Here is a 16,324-nt window from a genome sequence, read left to right as displayed (position 1 = left end):
GCACCGGTCGGGGTGCGGGGTCGTCGTGGCTCGCGTGGCGAGGTCTCGTCAGGCGAGCAGCGTCGGCTTCAGCGAGAGGATCCGGCCGAGGAGTCCGTTGACGAAGTCCGGGGACTCGTCCGTGGACAGACCGCGTGTCAGGTCCACGGCCTCGTCGATGGCGACCACGTCGGGGACGTCGTCGTTGAAGAGCATCTCCCAGGTGCCGATCCGCAGCAGCGCACGGTCCACCGACGGCATCCGCTCGATCGTCCAGCCGTGCGAGTACGTCGACAGGATCTCGTCGATCCGTTCACGGTGCTCGAGCACACCCTCGACGATCTCGACGGTGTACTGCGGGAGCGCCGCCTCGGTGCCGGGCTCGACGACGCGGTCGGCGAGAAGGGTCCCCGCGTCGACCTCGCGCTGGTCGGCCTCGAAGAGCACGTCGAGGGCGCGCTTGCGCGCCTTGGTCCGGGCGCCCATGTCAGTCGTTCACGCGGCTGAGGTACGTCCCCGCACGGGTGTCGACCTTGACCTTGGTGCCCTGCTCGAGGAAGAGCGGGACCTGGATCTCGGCGCCGGTCTCGAGCGTGGCGGGCTTGGTGCCGCCCGTGGAGCGGTCCCCCTGCAGGCCGGGCTCGGTGTACGTGACCTCGAGGACCACGGAGGCGGGCAGGTCGACGTAGAGCGGGTTGCCGTCGTTCTGCGCGACGTTCACCATCATGCCCTCGAGCATGTAGTTGCTGGCGTCGCCCACGACGGTGGCCGGGACCATCAGCTGGTCGTACGTGTCCGTGTCCATGAAGACGAAGTCGTCGCCGTCCTGGTACAGGTACTGCATGTCGCGACGGTCGACGCTCGCGGTCTCGATCTTGGCACCGGCGTTGAACGTCTTGTCGACCGTCTTGCCGGACAGGACGTTCTTCATCTTGGTGCGGACGAACGCGCCACCCTTGCCCGGCTTGACGTGCTGGAACTCGATGATCGACCAGAGCTGGCCGTCGATACGCAGGACGGTGCCGTTCTTGATGTCATTGCTCGTTGCCACGGGTGAGAACTTCCTGTCGTCGTGTCGGATGGGCGCGGGGACGTGCCGCCGCGCGAAAACTCGGTCCAGTCTACGCCAGCAGCCCGATCACCCAGACTCCGAGCAGTCCCGTCAGCCCTGCCCAGCCCATCGACGCGAGCGTCCCGATCACGAACCGCTCCGACGCGACCGGCCGCTCGCGCAGCTCGGGATACCTACCGAGCCCCTTGATCGCGACGACCACGGCTATCCCCGCGGGGTAGCCGGCGAGCAGGCACCCGGTGACGGCGAGTCGCTCGAGGATCCCGATCCACGTGCCCCCGCGCAGCGCGGCGACGGCTTGCGCCCCGGCAGGCCCGTCGTCCTGCGCCGCCCCGCGTGACGCCGATCGCAGGACCCAGGGGACGATCAGGCTCCCCCCGCCGACGCTCGCGGCCAGGGCACCGGCCCCGACCACCACGGACACGATCGTCAACCAGGGTTCGCTCATCCGTCTGCCTCCTGCAGCATGCGGACCGCCACCGGGCGTGCCGCCTCGACCTCGTCGTGGAGCGCAGCGCGAAGTCGCTGGCTCATCGCCTGCTCGCTGATGCCGAGCTCGGCTGCCGCCTCCTTCTGGGTCCCCCCGACCCGCCGGAGCGCGGCGACGGCCTCGTGCCCCGCCGTCGAGCGGCGGGCCACGACCGCAGCGAGCAGCCGGAGGAAGGCCTCGGTGTCGTGCGCGCGCTCCTCGTCGGCTCCGGTCACGGCCAGCGGGACGGTCAGCCCACGGCCCTTCGCCCGGTCGACGGCGTCGCGCGCCCGGACGTAGGCGTCCCCCGTCGCCTCGCGGGTGCTGCCGGGCAGCGGCTCACGGACGGACCCGATGCCGAGACCGACGCTCCACCCGCCACGGCCCGCGATCCTCAGGACCGTCTCGACGACCGTCGCCGCGTCGACGAGCAGACCCTGGACCTCGTCGCCGACCGTCCGCTCGTACGGCAGGAGCAGCGCCGTCGGCGAGGTCTCGGTCAGCGCGTCGAGCAGCGCGGGCACCTCGTCGGACGCATGGGTGCTGCCACGCTGGTCGATCGTCAGGACGAACATGAATCCATAGTACAGACTTGATCCGCCCGGATCAAGTTCTGAACCTTGATACTGACCGATCTAGGCATCGGCTCCGTCCCCGACCAGCTCACGCAGAGCCTCGAGGGCCAGGCGGTACGACCCGACGCCGAACCCGGCAATCGTCCCCGTCGCGACCGCGCCGACGACAGACCGGTGACGGAACTCCTCCCGTGCGTACGGGTTGGAGATGTGGACCTCGATCAGCCGCAGCCCGCCGTGGGTGACCTGCGCGGCCGCGTCCCGCAACGCATAGGAGTAGTGCGTGAACGCCGCAGGGTTGATCACCACGTGCGACCTCGTGTCGACGGCCTCGTGGAGCCATGCGACGATCTCGGCCTCGTCGTCGGTCTGGCGGACCTCGACCTCGAAGCCCAGGGCGCCACCCCACCCCGCGGCCGCCTCCACCAGACCGTCGTAGCTCGTGTGCCCGTAGACGTCGGGCTCGCGGACGCCCAGACGGGCGAGATTGGGTCCGTTGAGGACGAGGACACGTGTCATGCCCCTGAGGTTAGCGGCCACGACACCCGGCACGCCCGCGCCGTGCCGCCGGCCGCCTCGCGAACCCCCTCGACGGCTACGATCACGACATGCCCGACGACGTGACCTCCGCCACTGTGCCCGCGCCTGCGTCAGGGGGCCGCCGTCGCCAGGTCGTGGCCTGGTCTCTCTGGGACTGGGGGTCGGCCGCGTTCAACGCCGTCGTCACCACCTTCGTCTTCACCCGCTGGATCACGAGCGAGGACTTCGTCGAGCAGGGCGCGGACGCGACGGCCGTCATGGCGGAGCACTCCGCGTGGCTCGGCTGGGGACTCGCAGCGGCCGGCCTGGTGATCGCCGTCCTCGCCCCCGCGATCGGGACGCTCGCGGACGCGTCCGGACGGCGCAAGCTCTGGCTCGGCATCAACTCGGCCATGGTCTTCGCCTCGATGGTCGCGATGTTCTTCGTCCGCCCCGAGCCGGGCTCGCTCTCGGACGCGGTGATCCTCGGGGTCGTCCTGCTGAGCGTCGGCAACGTGTTCTTCGAGCTCGCGTCGGTGGCCTACAACGCCCTGCTCCTGCAGATCTCGACGCCGGACACGATCGGCCGCGTGAGCGGATGGGGCTGGGGCGCGGGGTACGTGGGTGGCATCGTCCTCCTCCTCGTCCTCTTCGTCGGCTTCATCAACCCCGACGTCGGGTGGTTCGGTGTGACGGGCGAGGACGGGATGAACATCCGCGTCTCGGTGCTGATCTCAGCCTTCTGGTTCGCGCTCTTCGCCGTCCCGGTCCTCACCATGGTCCCGGAGGAGCCGCGCACGGCGGCCAGGACCTCCCTCGGCGTCGCAGACGCGTACCGCAAGCTCGGCCGCGACATCGCCGGCCTGTGGCGCACCCAGCGCTCGACGCTCTGGTACCTCGTCGCCAGCGCGATCTATCGCGACGGACTCGCCGGGGTCTTCACGTTCGGGGCCGTCATCGCCTCCGGGACCTTCGGTTTCTCCGCGAGCGAGGTCATCGTGTTCGCGATCGCGGCTAACCTCGTCGCCGGCCTCTCGACCTTCGTCGGGGGTTGGCTGGACGACAAGGTCGGTCCGCGCCGCGTCGTCGTCTGGTCGCTCGTCATCCTGGTGGCCGCGGGCCTGGGCGTCTTCTTCCTGCACGACGGCGGGACGACCGTCTTCTGGGTCTGCGGACTCGTCCTCTCCGGATGCGTCGGGCCGGCACAGTCGGCCAGCCGCGCGCTCCTCGGTCGACTGGCCACCCCCGGCCACGAGGCCGAGGCGTTCGGCCTGTACGCGACGACGGGCCGCGCCGCAAGCTTCCTGGCACCCCTCGCCTTCTCCGTGGCGGTGACGCTGGGCGGTGCCCAGTACTGGGGGATCCTGGGGCTCGTCGCCGTCATCCTGCTCGGTCTGGTCGTCCTGCTCCGCGTGCGCTTCCCGGCCGGACTCGGGATCAACGGTGCCCGCGACCGGAAAGGATGACGAGCACGACGCTTATCATCCTTTAATTAATGATCGAGTGCTACGGTGACGAGATGTCATCCGCTTCGACCCCCTGGCCCGCGACCGCCGGCGAGGAGCACCGCTGGCGGTCGTCGCTGCCGCCGGAAGCGCTCTCTCGCAGTGCGGCCGAGCGTCTCCGCAGGCCGTACACCTCCGCCGTCGTACCGAGGATCGCGGACACCGACGTCCGCGTGCCGCGCGCGACCGCGGCCGCCGCCGAGGAGGCCTCGCGCCTGATCGGAGACTTCGACCAGGAGGTCGGCAGAAACGTCGCGCCGTTCGCAGCGGTGCTCCTGCGCTCGGAGTCGGCCTCGTCGTCGCAGATCGAGAACCTCACGTCGGGCGCACGTCAGATCGCGCTCGCCGAGATCGGTGAGGACGCCCGCGCGAACGCGCAGCAGATCGTCGGCAACGTCCGCGCGATGACCGCCGCCGTAAACCTGTCCGAGGGGGTCGACATCACCGGGATCCTGACGATGCACGACGCACTGATGTCCCCGGCCCCGTACGCCGGGGAGCTCCGCACGGAGCAGGTCTGGATCGGCGGCACCGCGTACTCGCCGCACGACGCCGTCTTCACACCTCCCCACCACGACCGCCTGACCGACGACCTTGCCGACCTGGTCGCGTTCGCACGACGAACCGACGTTCCGGCGCTCACGCACGCTGCGGTCGCCCACGCGCAGTTCGAGACGATCCACCCGTTCGTCGACGGCAACGGCCGGACGGGGCGAGCGCTCATCCATGCACTCCTCAGGCACCGCGGGCTGACCCGGACCGTGACCGTGCCCGTCTCCGCCGGCCTGCTCGTCGACACGGAGGGGTACTTCTCAGCGTTGACCGCCTTCCGCGCAGGAGACGCCGCACCGATCGTGGACGCGCTCTCCGCCGCAGCGGTCCTCTCCGTGTCGAACGGTCGTCGCCTCGTCGCCGATCTGCTCGACGCCCGTGCCACCTGGGCCGCGAACCTCACCGCGCGCGCAGACTCGGCCGCGTGGCCGCTCCTCGACGTCGTCCTGCGCCACCCCGTGCTCGGGACCGAGCTGGTGCGAGAGCAGCTCGGCGTCACCCAACCGAACGCCCGGCGCGCCATCGACCGGCTGGTGGACGCCGGTGCGCTCGTCGAGGTCGGCGGGCGACGGCGGTCGATCCTCTGGCAGGCACCCCAGGTCCTCACCGCCCTCGACGAGTTCGCAGCACGCGCGGGACGTCGGCGCCTCGGCTCCCCTGCCTCGGTGGACTGAGGGCTTCTTGCGCTGCGCAACCACGGTGGGTTGACCACGCTTGGCACACTATTTATGCCAGGGCCTTGTCCGCGAGCGCCCGTCAGGTCCTCGTGCACCGTTTCGTGAGGTGCCGTGCGCCGGGGTGGCGGGGCGTGTTCGTCGGTGTGGAGGCAGGCGGCCGGGCTTGGTGGTCGGTGGCGGGTGGAAAGGGGCGTACGGTTCGAGGCAGAGCCTCCCCTGGTGGGCCCGGTGGCTGCTGGTGCGATTCTCTCGAAACCGCCTGGGCCCTGGAGGACACCGTCATGACTCCCCTGACTCTTGGCATTCTTGCCCGGTCGCGCAAGGAGAACGAGCTGCGCCTGGGGATCCATCCGCGTCATCTGCGGCAGATCCCTGAGGATCTTCGTCCGTTCGTGCTGCTGGAGCGCGGGTACGGCGAGCGGTTCGGGTTCTCGGACGAGCAGGTGGGCGCGTGGGTGGGTGGTCTGCGGTCTCGGGAGGAGCTGGTCGCGGAGTCGGACGTGGTGCTGGCGCCGAAGCCGTTGCTGAGCGACGTGGTGGAGCTGCGGGAGGGTCAGGTGCTGTGGGGGTGGCCGCACTGTGTCCAGGACTCTGAGCTGACGCAGGTGGCGATCGACCGGTCGTTGACGTTGATCGCGTTCGAGGCGATGAACCACTGGGGTCCGGACGGGGCGTTCAACCTGCACGTGTTTCACAAGAACAACGAGCTGGCGGGGTACAGCTCGGTGCTGCATGCGATGCAGCTGGCGGGGATGGCCGGGGACTACGGTCCGCGGCTGCGTGCGGTGGTGATCGGGTTCGGTGCGACGGCGCGTGGCGCGGTGACGGCGTTGGATGCTCTGGGGGTGCATGACGTCGACGTGCTGACGCGTCGGGACGTGGCGGCGGTGGCGGCCCCGATCCATTCGGCGCGCATCGTCCGGTTGGACGACGATCCGAGCGGGGGTCGGGTGGGGCACGCGGTGACTGCGGAGGGCCGGGTGCCGTTGCCGGAGTTCCTGGGTGAGCACGACATCATCGTCAACTGCGTGCTGCAGGACACCGAGGCTCCGTTGATGTTCTTGACGGACGATGATCTGCCGGACCTTGCGTCGGGGACGGTGATCGTGGACGTGTCGTGCGACGAGGGTATGGCGTTCGGCTGGGCCCGGCCGACGTCGTTCGAGGAGCCGGCGTTCGCCGTCGGGAACGGGGTGCTGTACTACGCGGTCGACCACAGTCCTTCGTACCTGTGGAACTCGGCGACGTGGGAGATCAGCTCTGCCTTGATGTCGTTTCTTCGTACGGTCATGGGTGGGCCCGACGCCTGGGTGGAGGACGAGACGGTGCGTCGCGCGATCGAGGTCCGTGACGGCGTCGTGCTGAACCCGGCGATCCTTGCCTTCCAGGGGCGGGATGCCGACTACCCGCACGCTGTCGGACGTCGCGACTAGTCGATGCGGTGGGCGACCCGGTCGCACAGGGGCAGCCACGCGTCCCGGGGTCTCCACTCCCAGGTGACGGTCTGGGTGCGGCCGTCCGCGCTGAACTCGAACGTCGCTCGTTCGTTCTCGCCGGTGAGCGTCCACGTGCGACGGTCGACGGTCATCGTGTAGTCGCGGGTGTACCCGTGGTTCTCGACGGTCCGTGCGAAGTAGCGTTCGGTGTCGCGGTCCCACCCGAGGATGCTGAGGGTGTCGAAGGGGCCGTTGGCGCGTTCGTCCTGGATGACGAAGTAGTTGCCGGTGTGCCAGCGTGCGGTGTGGATGCTTCGCCACGGGGCGGGTTCTGCGTGCGGGTCGGCCGGTGTCTGGGTGGGTCCACCGTAGGAGACCCCTTCGGCGTGCCAGCTGCCGAGGAAGACCGCGAGCGCCTCGTGCGGTCCCCCGGTGGTGGTGTCGGTCATGGTGTCCCCGTCCTGGTCGGCCTGTCCGTCTCCTGGTGGCTGTCCGCGAGCGCCCGGGCGTTCTCGACGGCCGCCGGGGAGCCGGTTGTCTTCCATGGTGTGCCCGAGAGCTCGATGCGCGCGATCGGGGGTGCACGGGACCGGGCGCGTGTCGGCGGGGCTGCGGCGGCGGTGCCCCCTCTAGTCGACGACGGCCAGGATCGACGCGCGACCGTGCGGCGTCAGGGTGATCGCCCGGGCCCGCCCGTCGAGCTCGTGCTGTCGACGTTCGAGGTAGCCGCCTGCCTCGAGCCGGTCGAGGATGCCCGACGTCGTGGCCGCGCTGACCTGCAGCCGGTTCGCGAGCTCTGTCGCCCGCTGGGGGCCGTGCGCGTGGAGGATCGCGAGGACGCGCAGCTGCTGCATGGTGAGCGTCGTGCTCGAGATGGCGGCCAGGCGCCGCCGCACCGGATCGGAAGGGGTCACGCTGCTGATCCTGGCAACCGCACCTGTGTGCGAGCCATGAAGGACCCGGGCGGTTCCCGAGCGTTCGGTGTGAGTCTCGACCGGACGACGGTGCCGGTACGTCAGCGGTCGTCGTCGTCCACGTGTTCGAGGATGTCTCCCGGTTGACACTCGAGCTCGCGACAGATGGCGTCGAGCGTGCCGAGGCGCACGGCCTTGGCCTTGCCGGTCTTGAGGATCGACAGGTTGGCGACCGTGATACCGACTCGCTCGGCGAGCTCGGTCAGGGTCATCTTGCGCTCGACGAGCATCCGGTCGAGACGGACGGCGATCGCCATCAGACCGTCAACCTCTGCTCGTTCTCGATGTCTGCCCCGTGGCGAAACACCTCGGCCACGAGGAGGACCAGGACACCGAGGGCGATCTGGACGAAGTCCACACCGGTCGAGGCGCCGTCCCACGGTGCGAGCATCATCTCTTCGCCAAAGGACTGCGCACCGTAGCCGGTCTGGACGATGGACGTGTAGTGGCTCAGCAGGGGGGCCAGTGCCGCGCCTGCGATGGTCAGCCATCCCAGACCACGCAGCAACCGCACGGTGCGAGGACTGAACGCCGTTCCCGCGGCCGCAGCTGCGAGAAGCCGCCACACCATCGCGAGCCATGCGACGACCCCGACCCCGACGAGCACCTTCTTGACGAGCTGGGCGGCGACGAAGTTGCTCCATCCCCCGCTCGAGGCGAGCTGGACCTCGCCCGTCAGTCGCACGGTGACCGGATGCACATCGGCGGCCTGACGTCGAACGGCACCGTCGACGTCGGTCTCACTGTCGGCGCTGAGGAAGAAGTTGTTGCAGTCAGGGGTGCCGTCGATCGAATCGACGCGCGCCACCTGACACACGTCTCCACCGGCCGCGACCCCCGTCGAGAGCGTGTCCCGGAAGGTCAGAGGCCCGAGCCTGTGCTCCACGGGGTAGGTGGTGTGACCCGCGAGCGCCTGGACCCCGGTGTAGACCGTCGCGGCGACCGTCGCCGCCATCACGATCGTGGCCGCCAACGCCGCCCAGCTCCCGATCCGAAAGACGCGTCGTGCTTGCTTCATGCGCCTGTCCCCGTATCGTCTCGCGATGCGTTCGCATCGATAAACGATATGTTTACCACAAGAGGGGGCGTCAAGCCGTCCGTGGTTCACCAGGACGTCGACCGCCCACCGCGCACCGTCCCGCCGGTGCAGACCGGCGCGCAGGGCATAGGTTCGACCCATGACGAACGCCGCAGCAGCTCTGCCCTGGGCCCCGGACGCGCCGCTCGGTGGCACCTTTGAGTCGGCCCCGATCGCCAGCGCGACGCTCGTCCGGCCACGCCGGACGCCGTCCGATCCGCGAGGCGTCGTCGTCCACCTGCACGGCTACAATGACTACTTCTTCCAGGCGCACCTCGCCGAGGCGTTCACACGAGCCGGCTTCGTCTTCTACGCCGTCGACGCCCGCCGCGCAGGTCGGTCCCTGCGACCGGGCGAGGTCCCGCACTACCAGTCGGACCTGCACGAGCAGGCGACCGACCTGAGCACGGCCGTGGCTCTGGCGCGGGCCGCGCACCCCGGCCTCCCGCTGATCGTGCACGCGCACTCCACCGGGGGGCTGGTGGCCGCGCTGTGGGCCCATTCGCACCGCGAGCGCCGCACGGTCGACGCGTTGGTGCTGAACAGTCCGTTCCTGGACGTGGGGGCCAGCAGCTGGTTGTCGCCGGTGGCGTTCGCGATGCTCGACGTCGCGGCGCCGTTGTCACCGATGGTGCAGGTGACGTCCGCGCCGTCCTGGTACGCGACGTATCAGCATGTCGAGCACGGAGGGCGCTGGGATTTCGACACGGCGTTGAAGCGTCCGCAGGGGCTGCCGGCGCGTGCGGGCTGGCTGCGTGCGGTGGTGCGCGGTCAGGTGCGGTTGGCGGCGGGGCTCGAGGTGGGCTGCCCGGTGCTGGTCGCACACTCGGCGTCCTCGGGCATCGACTCCCCGGACAACCCGTTGCTCGATGCGCAGGACACGGTGCTCGACGTCGCCCACATCGAACGGTTGGCGCCGCGGCTGGGTGACGACGTGCGGACGGTGGCGGTCGAGGGCGGGGTGCACGACCTGTCGCTGTCGGCACCAGAGCCTCGCGCGCTGTACCTCGACGAGGTGTTGTCGTTCGCCGCGAGCGCCGGTTCAGCCGGTGGTGCCCCGTGAGCGGGCGTCCGACGTCGTGGGTGTTTCCGTACTTCGACGCACCAGGCGGCGTGGTCGCACTCGCGCATCGTGGCTTCTCGCTCTCGGGACTGGAGAACTCGATGGCGGCGTTCGCCGGGGCGGTCGACCTCGGGTTCGGCTACGTCGAGACCGACGCCCATGCCACCCGTGACGGTGTGGCGGTGGCTCTGCACGACGCGTCGCTGGACCGGACCACGGATGCGCGCGGGCTCGTCGCGGAGCTGCCGTGGGCGCAGGTGCGCGAGGCCCGCATCGGTGGCGTCGAGCCGGTCCCCCTCTTGGAGGACGTGCTGGGGACGTGGCCGGACCTGCGGGTCAACATCGACGTCAAGGCCGCCTCGGGGGCGGTGCCGGTGGCCGAGGCGGTCGCCCGGACCGGTGCGTGGGACCGGGTCTGCGTCACGTCGTTCTCCCGGGCACGCCGTCGGGCGACCCTGACCGCTCTGGGACGGGCCGTCGCGACGTCGGCGGCCACCGGGGAGGTGGCGGCCTTCGTCGGCGCCGCGCGGTTGCGCTCGGCCCGACTCGCTCGCTGCGCGCTGGCGGACGTCCAGGCGCTGCAGGTCCCCGTGCGCCAGGGACCGGTGACGGTCGTCGACCGCTCGACGGTCGCCGCCGCCCACCGGGCGGGCCGGCAGGTACACGTGTGGACCATCAACGCAGTCGACCACATGCACCAGCTGCTCGACCTCGGGGTCGACGGTCTGGTGACCGACCGCGCGGACCTGCTCGAGAAGGTGCTGCGCGCCCGCGGCGTGTGGTGAGTGCGCCGACCTACAGGGCGATCGGAGCCCGGCCGGTCGGGGCGTCCTCGCTGATCTCGGCGTAGGCCGCCGCGAGCAGTGTCGGGTCGGGCCCCTCGAGACGGGTCGGCTGGCCGACGGCGTCCAGGACGACGAACCGCAGCAGGTCGCCCCGGGTCTTCTTGTCCCGGCGCATCCCCGACAGCAGCTTCTCCCACCGGTCCCCGCGGTACGTCGTCGGAAGCCCGAGCGACGTGAGGATCTCGCGGTGGCGGTCGACGACCGAGTCGTCGAGCTTCCCGGCCAGCCGTCCGAGCTCGGCGGCGAAGACCATCCCGACGGAGACGGCGGCGCCGTGCCGCCACTGGTACCGCTCGACGAGCTCGATCGCGTGCCCGAGGGTGTGCCCGTAGTTGAGGATCTCGCGCAGGCCCGCCTCCTTGAGGTCGGCACCGACCACCCGTGCCTTGACGGCGACGGACCGCTCGACGAGCTCGGCGAGCGCCGCCCACGTCTCGTCCGCCGCGTCGGCGCCCTTCCAGTCCCGCAGCTCGGCCGCATGGTCGGCGACGATCTCGAGGATGCGCTCGTCGGCGATGAAGCCGGTCTTGACCACCTCGCCGAGGCCTGCGACGAGGTCGAACCGCGGCAGAGTCTCGAGGGCCACCAGGTCGCACAGCACCCCGGCCGGCGGGTGGAACGCACCGACGAGGTTCTTCCCCTCCGCGGTGTTGATCCCGGTCTTGCCCCCGACCGCGGCGTCGACCATCGCGAGCAGCGTCGTGGGGACGTGCACCACGCGGATCCCGCGCAACCACGTCGCAGCCACGAAGCCCGCCAGGTCGGTGGTCGCTCCCCCGCCGACCGACACGATCGCGTCCGAGCGGGTGAAGTCGGCCTGCCCCAGCACCCCCCAGAGGAATCCCGCGACCTGCGCGGTCTTGGACTCCTCGGCGTCCGGCACCTCGGCGGCGAACGCCTCCAGGCCCGTCTGGGCCAGGTCCGCACGGATCGTCTCTGCCGTCGCCGCGAGCGAGGACGGGTGGATGACGAGGACACGCCGGACGTCAGGGCCGAGCAGCCCGGGCAGCTCGCCGAGCAGATGGCGCCCGATCACGACGTCGTAGGGGCTCTCCCCGGCGACCTGCACCCGGGTGGTCTCGATCGTGCTCACTGCTCCTCCTGCGGTGCGGGGGTCACCCGCGCGTCGGTTCGGGGGTCGGCGGCGATCTCCGCCGCCACCTGCTCGGGGGTGCGCGCGTCGGTCAGCACGGTCGTGGTCGCGACCTGCTCGTAGACCGCGCGGCGTTCGTTCATCAGTGCCTGCCACCGGGCCCGCGGGTTGCCGAGCAGCAGGGGGCGGGACTGGTTGAAGCCCACACGGGGCGCGGCGTGGGCGAGGGAGACGTCGAGGAAGACGACCGTCCCGCCCGCCTCGGCATAGTCCGCCAGAACCCGGCGGCTGTCGGGGTCGAGGACGGCCCCGCCGCCGAGGGACAGGACACCGTCGTGCTCGCGGACGGCCGTGACGACGGCCGCCCGCTCCAGGTCGCGGAAGGCGGGCTCTCCGTCGGTGACGAAGATGTCGGCGACGGGCTTGCCCGCCGTGCGCTCCACGTCGTCGTCGGTGTCGCGGTGGGCCACGCCCCAGGTACGGGCGAGGATCGCGGCGACGGTGGACTTGCCGGAGCCGGGCGGGCCGACCAGGACGACCAGCGGTCCGGTGGGTGCGGTGCTCATCTCAGCGCAGGTTCTCCGGGATGGCGGCGAGGTACGACTCGACGTTGCGGCGGATCTCCGGCACCGAGTCACCACCGAACTTCTCGAGGGCGGCCTGGGCCAGGGTGAGTGCGACCATGGCCTCGGCGACGACGGCGGCCGGCGGGACGGCGCAGACGTCGGAGCGCTGGTGCTGGGCCGTGGAGGCCTCGCCCGTGGCGGTGTCGATCGTGCGCAGCGCCCGCGGGACGGTCGAGATCGGCTTCATCGCGGCGCGCACGCGCAGGACCTCACCGTTGGTCATACCACCCTCGACGCCGCCGGCCCGGTTGCTCAGGCGGGTGATGCGGCCGTCCTCGCGGACCATCTCGTCGTGGGCCGCGGACCCACGACGGCGTGCCGTGCGGAAGCCGTCGCCGACCTCCACCCCCTTGATGGCCTGGATCCCCATCAGCTCGGCCGCCAGGCGCGCGTCCAGGCGCCGGTCGGCGTGGACGTAGGACCCGATACCCGTCGGTACGTCGTAGGCCAGCACCTCGACGACACCGCCGAGCGTGTCGCCGTCCTTGTGGCACTGGTCGATCTCGGCGACCATCGCCGCCGAGGTCTCGGGGTCGAAGCAGCGCACCGGGTCGGCGTCGAGGGCGGCAACGTCGTCCGCCGTCGGCAGGACGGCGTCCTCGGGCACCTCGACGGGACCGATGGCGACCACGTGGGAGACGAGCCGGACGCCGAACGCCTGCTCGAGCAGATGGGCGGCCGCCGTCCCGAGTGCCACGCGGGTGGCGGTCTCGCGCGCCGACGCACGCTCCAGGACGGGACGGGCGTCGTCGAACCCGTACTTGCGCATGCCCACCAGGTCGGCGTGTCCGGGACGAGGCCGGGTCAGCGGACGGTTGCGCGCAACCTCCCGCACGTCACCCGTGCCCGCGTCGACCTGCAGCGCCTCGGGCGGGACCGGGTCTGCCGACATCACGTCGACCCACTTGGGCCACTCGGTGTTGCCGATCTCGATCGCGAGCGGACCACCCTGGGAGATCCCGTGACGCAGGCCGCCGAGAATGCGCACCTGGTCCTTCTCGAACTTCATCCGCGCCCCGCGGCCGTAGCCGAGCCGGCGGCGGGCAAGAGCATCCTGGACGTCGGCCGTCACGATCTCGACGCCGGCGGGAAGCCCCTCAAGGATCCCGACCAGCGCCTCACCGTGCGACTCACCTGAGGTCAACCACCGAAGCATGGCGTCATCCTCCCACGACACGCCCGCACGGCCGTCGGCCGCCCACCGTGCGGACGGCGGGGTGAACCTGTGGACAACCGGCTGCGGACGGCCTCTCGACGCTAGCGTCGCAGCCATGCTCGCCGACCTCGCCGCCCGCATCGACACCGAGACACGGGCCGACCGCCGTGTCTCGCTCGCGCTGTCGGCAGCGCTGGTGCTCGCAGTCCTGGTCAGCAGGTGGCCCGCTCCCGACACCGTGGCGTTCGTGGTACTGGCCGTGGCCTGCGGTCCGTTGACCGTCATCGACCTGCGCAGCCACCGCCTGCCCGACGCCCTGACCGGGCCGACGGCCGCCGCCGCGCTCGTGGTCCTCGGACTGACGGTGCTCATCGGTCCGGACACACTCGCCGACCTCGGTCGCGCGGCGCTCGGCGCCTTCCTGCTCCTCGCGGCCTACCTGGCACTGGCGATCGTGCGCCCCGGCGGGCTCGGCCTCGGTGACGTCAAGCTCGCAGGCGTCGTCGGGCTCTATCTCGCCTGGTGCGGGTGGGAGGCCTGGTTCCTCGGCACGTTCGCGGCGTTCACCCTCGGCGGGCTCTGGGCGCTCGCACTGCTGCTGGCCCGTCGAGCGACCGGGACGACCGCCTTCGCGTTCGGTCCGTTCATGCTCGTCGGAGCGGCGGTCGCGATCGGCCTCGACAGCGCCGGCGCGTTCTCCTTCTAGACCGGAGCCAGGGCCGACCGCAGGGCCTCGTCCATCGCCGTGACCGGCGCGGCGTGCCCCGTCATCAGGCGGACCTGCTCGGCCGCCTGGTGCAGCAGCATCCGCTCACCGCCGACGACGACGCCCCCGGCGCGCGACCAGGCCCGGGACAGCTCCGTCGGGCGCGGGTCGTAGACCACGTCGAGCAAGACGCCGGAGACGGGTGCCCCCGAATCCGCCAGGACCTGCGCCCACGGGTCGGCGGCGTGCTTCGGCATCGTCGAGACGACGACGTCGGCCCGCGGAAGGACGTCCGTCGCGGCGTCGAGGCGCGAGAACTGCGGCGTGACGCCCATCCGGTGCGCTGCGGCGCGCAGCTCTCCGGTCCGCGCCAACGACCGCACGAGGACGTGCGGGCTCGTGCACCCGAGCTCGCCGAGCGCTGCGAGCGTCGACGCAGCCGTGGCACCGGCACCGAGGATCACGGCGTGCGCGGGCGGGCCCGTGCGTGCCTGCTGGCCGAGCCCCTCCCCGAGCGCCGCCACGAGGCCGTGCACGTCGGTGTTCGCCCCCACGCGCGTGCGGCCGGACGGCAGCAGCGTGTTCACCGCGCCGACGACCTCGGCGAGCGGCTCGACCGAGTCGAGCAGCGGGATGACGGCGTGCTTGAGCGGCATCGTCAGGCTGAGCCCGGCCCAGGACTCGTCCATCGCGTCGACGAATCCCGCCAGCTCGGCCTCCTGCACGTCCACCGCGGTGTACGTCCAGTCGTCGAGTCCGAGCGCGCGGTACGCGGCACGGTGCAGCGCCGGGGACAACGAGTGGGCGACAGGATGCCCGAGCACCGCGGCACGACGAGCCGTCACCCGTTCGCCGCCTGCCACTCGCGCAGCTCCGCGACGTTCTGCTGGTGCTCCTCGAAGGTCTCGGCGAACTTCGTCTCGCCGGTGTCGAGGTTCACGGCGGTCCAGAAGACCCAGGCGCCGTCGGCAGGCTCCAGGACCGCGTCGATCGAGGCACCGCCCGGGTTGGCGATGGGCGTCGGCGGCAGACCCGCGTGCTCGTACAGGTTGTACTCGTTGCTCGGGTCGTCGGTGTCCTCGCGGGTCAGCTCCGTGCCGGAGATCCCCAGGCCGTAGGCGACCGCGGCGTCGATCTCCAGGCGCTGGCCGACGTCGAGACGGTTCTCGATCGCCCGTGCCATCTTCGGGCGGTCCTCGACGGCCTTCGCCTCACGCTCGACGAGCGAGGCCTTGTTCAGGACCTCCTCGCGGTCCTCCTCCGGCACGTTGCGCGAGTCCAGCTCGAGGGTCGTCTGGGTGACCATCTGCGAGATGACGGTGGCCGGCGTGCTGTCCGGCGGCAGCAGGTAGGTCGTGGGGAACATCCATCCCTCGTAGTCGCCCCCCGCCTCGGCCGGCAGACCTCGCGCCTCCGTGTCCTCCATGGCGGCCTCGTACTCCTCGACGGAGTGTCCCGTGACGGACGCGGCACGCTCGACCACCTGGTCGACCGTGTATCCCTCGGGGATCGTCAGCTTGGTCTCGGCCCGCGAGTCGTTCGCCACGAGCCGCGCGACCGCGGACTGCGCGTCCATCTGCGTCAGCATCGTGAACGTGCCCGCCTGGATCTGGCCCGCGCTCGGGTTGGCCTCGAACGCGTCGACGAACGCCTGCTGGCTCGCGACGACGTCGGCCCCCTCGAGCACGGCGGCCATGTCGTACCCGGTCGAGCCCGGCTCGATCGTGACGTCGACCGGAGTCGTGCCCGGCCCGGCGTAGTCCGCCACGGTGTCCGGGCGGAAGTCGTCGACCATCGCCATGATCTGCGGCCGCAGCACGTAGGCGACGGCCGCGACGATCACGAGGATCAGGAAGATCGCCAGCAGGGCGTTGCGGCGACGCTGACGCTTGCGCTGCTTCGCGCGGCGCCGACGCCGCTCCTCCGTGCGCGAATTCGCCGCGGGAGGCTGCTGGGCCTCCAACGTCGAAGTTCCGGGGAACAAGTCGCTCACGGGAGC

At 71.1% G+C, this 16,324-nt stretch carries 20 protein-coding genes; 6 read left to right on the top strand and 14 right to left on the bottom strand.

Annotated elements, in window-relative coordinates; all coding sequences use genetic code 11:
* Nucleotides 1-48: 48 nt before the first annotated feature.
* The 5 genes from nusB to BLU20_RS08325 form a co-directional block, all read right to left on the bottom strand.
* Entirely contained in the window at nt 49-465 is a 417-nt protein-coding gene (gene nusB, locus BLU20_RS08345) for a transcription antitermination factor NusB (protein ID WP_029253445.1), read from the bottom strand.
* Between the two features lies 1 nt (nt 466).
* Complete coding sequence (gene efp, locus BLU20_RS08340; protein WP_029253446.1) at nt 467-1,030, bottom strand: elongation factor P; 564 nt, start codon at nt 1,028-1,030, stop codon at nt 467-469.
* A gap of 70 nt (nt 1,031-1,100) precedes the next feature.
* Nucleotides 1,101-1,499 carry a hypothetical protein gene (locus tag BLU20_RS08335; RefSeq protein WP_083372231.1) on the bottom strand — a complete coding sequence of 133 codons (399 nt, stop codon included), beginning with the start codon at nt 1,497-1,499 and terminating at the stop codon, nt 1,101-1,103.
* On the bottom strand, nt 1,496-2,095 hold the full coding sequence (locus tag BLU20_RS08330; protein ID WP_083372230.1) for a helix-turn-helix domain-containing protein: 600 nt from the start codon (nt 2,093-2,095) through the stop codon (nt 1,496-1,498). The genes BLU20_RS08335 and BLU20_RS08330 overlap by 4 nt, the downstream gene beginning before the upstream one ends.
* Before the next feature lie 60 nt (nt 2,096-2,155).
* Nucleotides 2,156-2,614, bottom strand: a complete 459-nt coding sequence (locus tag BLU20_RS08325; RefSeq protein ID WP_029253449.1) for a type II 3-dehydroquinate dehydratase — start codon at nt 2,612-2,614, stop codon at nt 2,156-2,158.
* Nucleotides 2,615-2,703: 89 nt separating this feature from the next.
* Between BLU20_RS08325 and BLU20_RS08320 the strand changes: the two genes are divergently transcribed.
* From BLU20_RS08320 to BLU20_RS08310, 3 genes are all read left to right on the top strand, one after another.
* Nucleotides 2,704-4,080 (top strand): MFS transporter, encoded by a 1,377-nt coding sequence (locus BLU20_RS08320; protein WP_052367094.1) that lies wholly within the window; start codon nt 2,704-2,706, stop codon nt 4,078-4,080.
* Between the two features lie 53 nt (nt 4,081-4,133).
* The gene (locus BLU20_RS08315; protein ID WP_029253451.1) at nt 4,134-5,345 is read left to right on the top strand and encodes a Fic family protein; all 1,212 of its coding nucleotides are present in this window, start codon (nt 4,134-4,136) and stop codon (nt 5,343-5,345) included.
* 284 nt (nt 5,346-5,629) lie between these two features.
* Nucleotides 5,630-6,781, top strand: coding sequence for a N(5)-(carboxyethyl)ornithine synthase (locus tag BLU20_RS08310; RefSeq protein ID WP_083372229.1), 1,152 nt, complete (start codon nt 5,630-5,632; stop codon nt 6,779-6,781).
* Here the strand turns inward: BLU20_RS08310 and BLU20_RS08305 are convergent.
* From BLU20_RS08305 to BLU20_RS08290, 4 genes are all read right to left on the bottom strand, one after another.
* Nucleotides 6,778-7,233, bottom strand: coding sequence for a DUF1579 family protein (locus tag BLU20_RS08305; RefSeq protein ID WP_172829052.1), 456 nt, complete (start codon nt 7,231-7,233; stop codon nt 6,778-6,780). The genes BLU20_RS08310 and BLU20_RS08305 overlap by 4 nt on opposite strands.
* A 180-nt stretch (nt 7,234-7,413) precedes the next feature.
* Nucleotides 7,414-7,698: a MarR family transcriptional regulator gene (locus BLU20_RS08300; protein ID WP_197675385.1), complete on the bottom strand. Its 285-nt coding sequence runs from the start codon at nt 7,696-7,698 to the stop codon at nt 7,414-7,416.
* A gap of 101 nt (nt 7,699-7,799) precedes the next feature.
* Nucleotides 7,800-8,015 carry a helix-turn-helix domain-containing protein gene (locus BLU20_RS08295; protein ID WP_083372227.1) on the bottom strand — a complete coding sequence of 72 codons (216 nt, stop codon included), beginning with the start codon at nt 8,013-8,015 and terminating at the stop codon, nt 7,800-7,802.
* Nucleotides 8,015-8,776: a DUF2975 domain-containing protein gene (locus BLU20_RS08290; RefSeq protein WP_157270404.1), complete on the bottom strand. Its 762-nt coding sequence runs from the start codon at nt 8,774-8,776 to the stop codon at nt 8,015-8,017. Before BLU20_RS08290 ends, BLU20_RS08295 begins: the two co-directional genes overlap by 1 nt.
* Before the next feature lie 160 nt (nt 8,777-8,936).
* Here BLU20_RS08290 and BLU20_RS08285 point away from each other — a divergent pair, with 160 nt between their 5' ends.
* Both BLU20_RS08285 and BLU20_RS08280 read left to right on the top strand, forming a co-directional pair.
* Nucleotides 8,937-9,899, top strand: coding sequence for an alpha/beta fold hydrolase (locus BLU20_RS08285; RefSeq protein WP_083372225.1), 963 nt, complete (start codon nt 8,937-8,939; stop codon nt 9,897-9,899).
* Entirely contained in the window at nt 9,896-10,684 is a 789-nt protein-coding gene (locus BLU20_RS08280; protein WP_083372224.1) for a glycerophosphodiester phosphodiesterase, read from the top strand. The genes BLU20_RS08285 and BLU20_RS08280 overlap by 4 nt, the downstream gene beginning before the upstream one ends.
* A 10-nt stretch (nt 10,685-10,694) precedes the next feature.
* Here BLU20_RS08280 and aroB read toward each other — a convergent pair whose 3' ends face one another.
* The 3 genes from aroB to aroC are packed head-to-tail and all read right to left on the bottom strand — an operon-like array spanning nt 10,695 to nt 13,619.
* Nucleotides 10,695-11,837 (bottom strand): 3-dehydroquinate synthase, encoded by a 1,143-nt coding sequence (aroB, locus tag BLU20_RS08275; protein WP_029253458.1) that lies wholly within the window; start codon nt 11,835-11,837, stop codon nt 10,695-10,697.
* Nucleotides 11,834-12,403 (bottom strand): shikimate kinase, encoded by a 570-nt coding sequence (locus BLU20_RS08270; protein WP_083372223.1) that lies wholly within the window; start codon nt 12,401-12,403, stop codon nt 11,834-11,836. The genes aroB and BLU20_RS08270 overlap by 4 nt, the downstream gene beginning before the upstream one ends.
* A 1-nt stretch (nt 12,404) precedes the next feature.
* Nucleotides 12,405-13,619 (bottom strand): chorismate synthase, encoded by a 1,215-nt coding sequence (gene aroC / locus BLU20_RS08265; protein WP_029253460.1) that lies wholly within the window; start codon nt 13,617-13,619, stop codon nt 12,405-12,407.
* Between the two features lie 115 nt (nt 13,620-13,734).
* On the opposite strand from aroC, the gene BLU20_RS08260 reads away from it, so the two are divergent.
* Nucleotides 13,735-14,325 (top strand): prepilin peptidase, encoded by a 591-nt coding sequence (locus BLU20_RS08260; RefSeq protein ID WP_052367096.1) that lies wholly within the window; start codon nt 13,735-13,737, stop codon nt 14,323-14,325.
* Here the strand turns inward: BLU20_RS08260 and BLU20_RS08255 are convergent.
* Nucleotides 14,322-15,188, bottom strand: coding sequence for a shikimate dehydrogenase (locus BLU20_RS08255; protein ID WP_231959159.1), 867 nt, complete (start codon nt 15,186-15,188; stop codon nt 14,322-14,324). The genes BLU20_RS08260 and BLU20_RS08255 overlap by 4 nt on opposite strands.
* Entirely contained in the window at nt 15,167-16,318 is a 1,152-nt protein-coding gene (gene mltG / locus BLU20_RS08250; RefSeq protein ID WP_029253463.1) for an endolytic transglycosylase MltG, read from the bottom strand. Before mltG ends, BLU20_RS08255 begins: the two co-directional genes overlap by 22 nt.
* Between the last annotated feature and the right edge of the window lie 6 nt (nt 16,319-16,324).

It is taken from the genome of Paraoerskovia marina (genome assembly GCF_900105445.1).
Classification (GTDB): Bacteria; Actinomycetota; Actinomycetes; order Actinomycetales; family Cellulomonadaceae; genus Paraoerskovia; species Paraoerskovia marina.
Note: the sequence above shows the minus strand (reverse complement) of the source record. Positions and strands in the feature narration are given on the sequence as shown.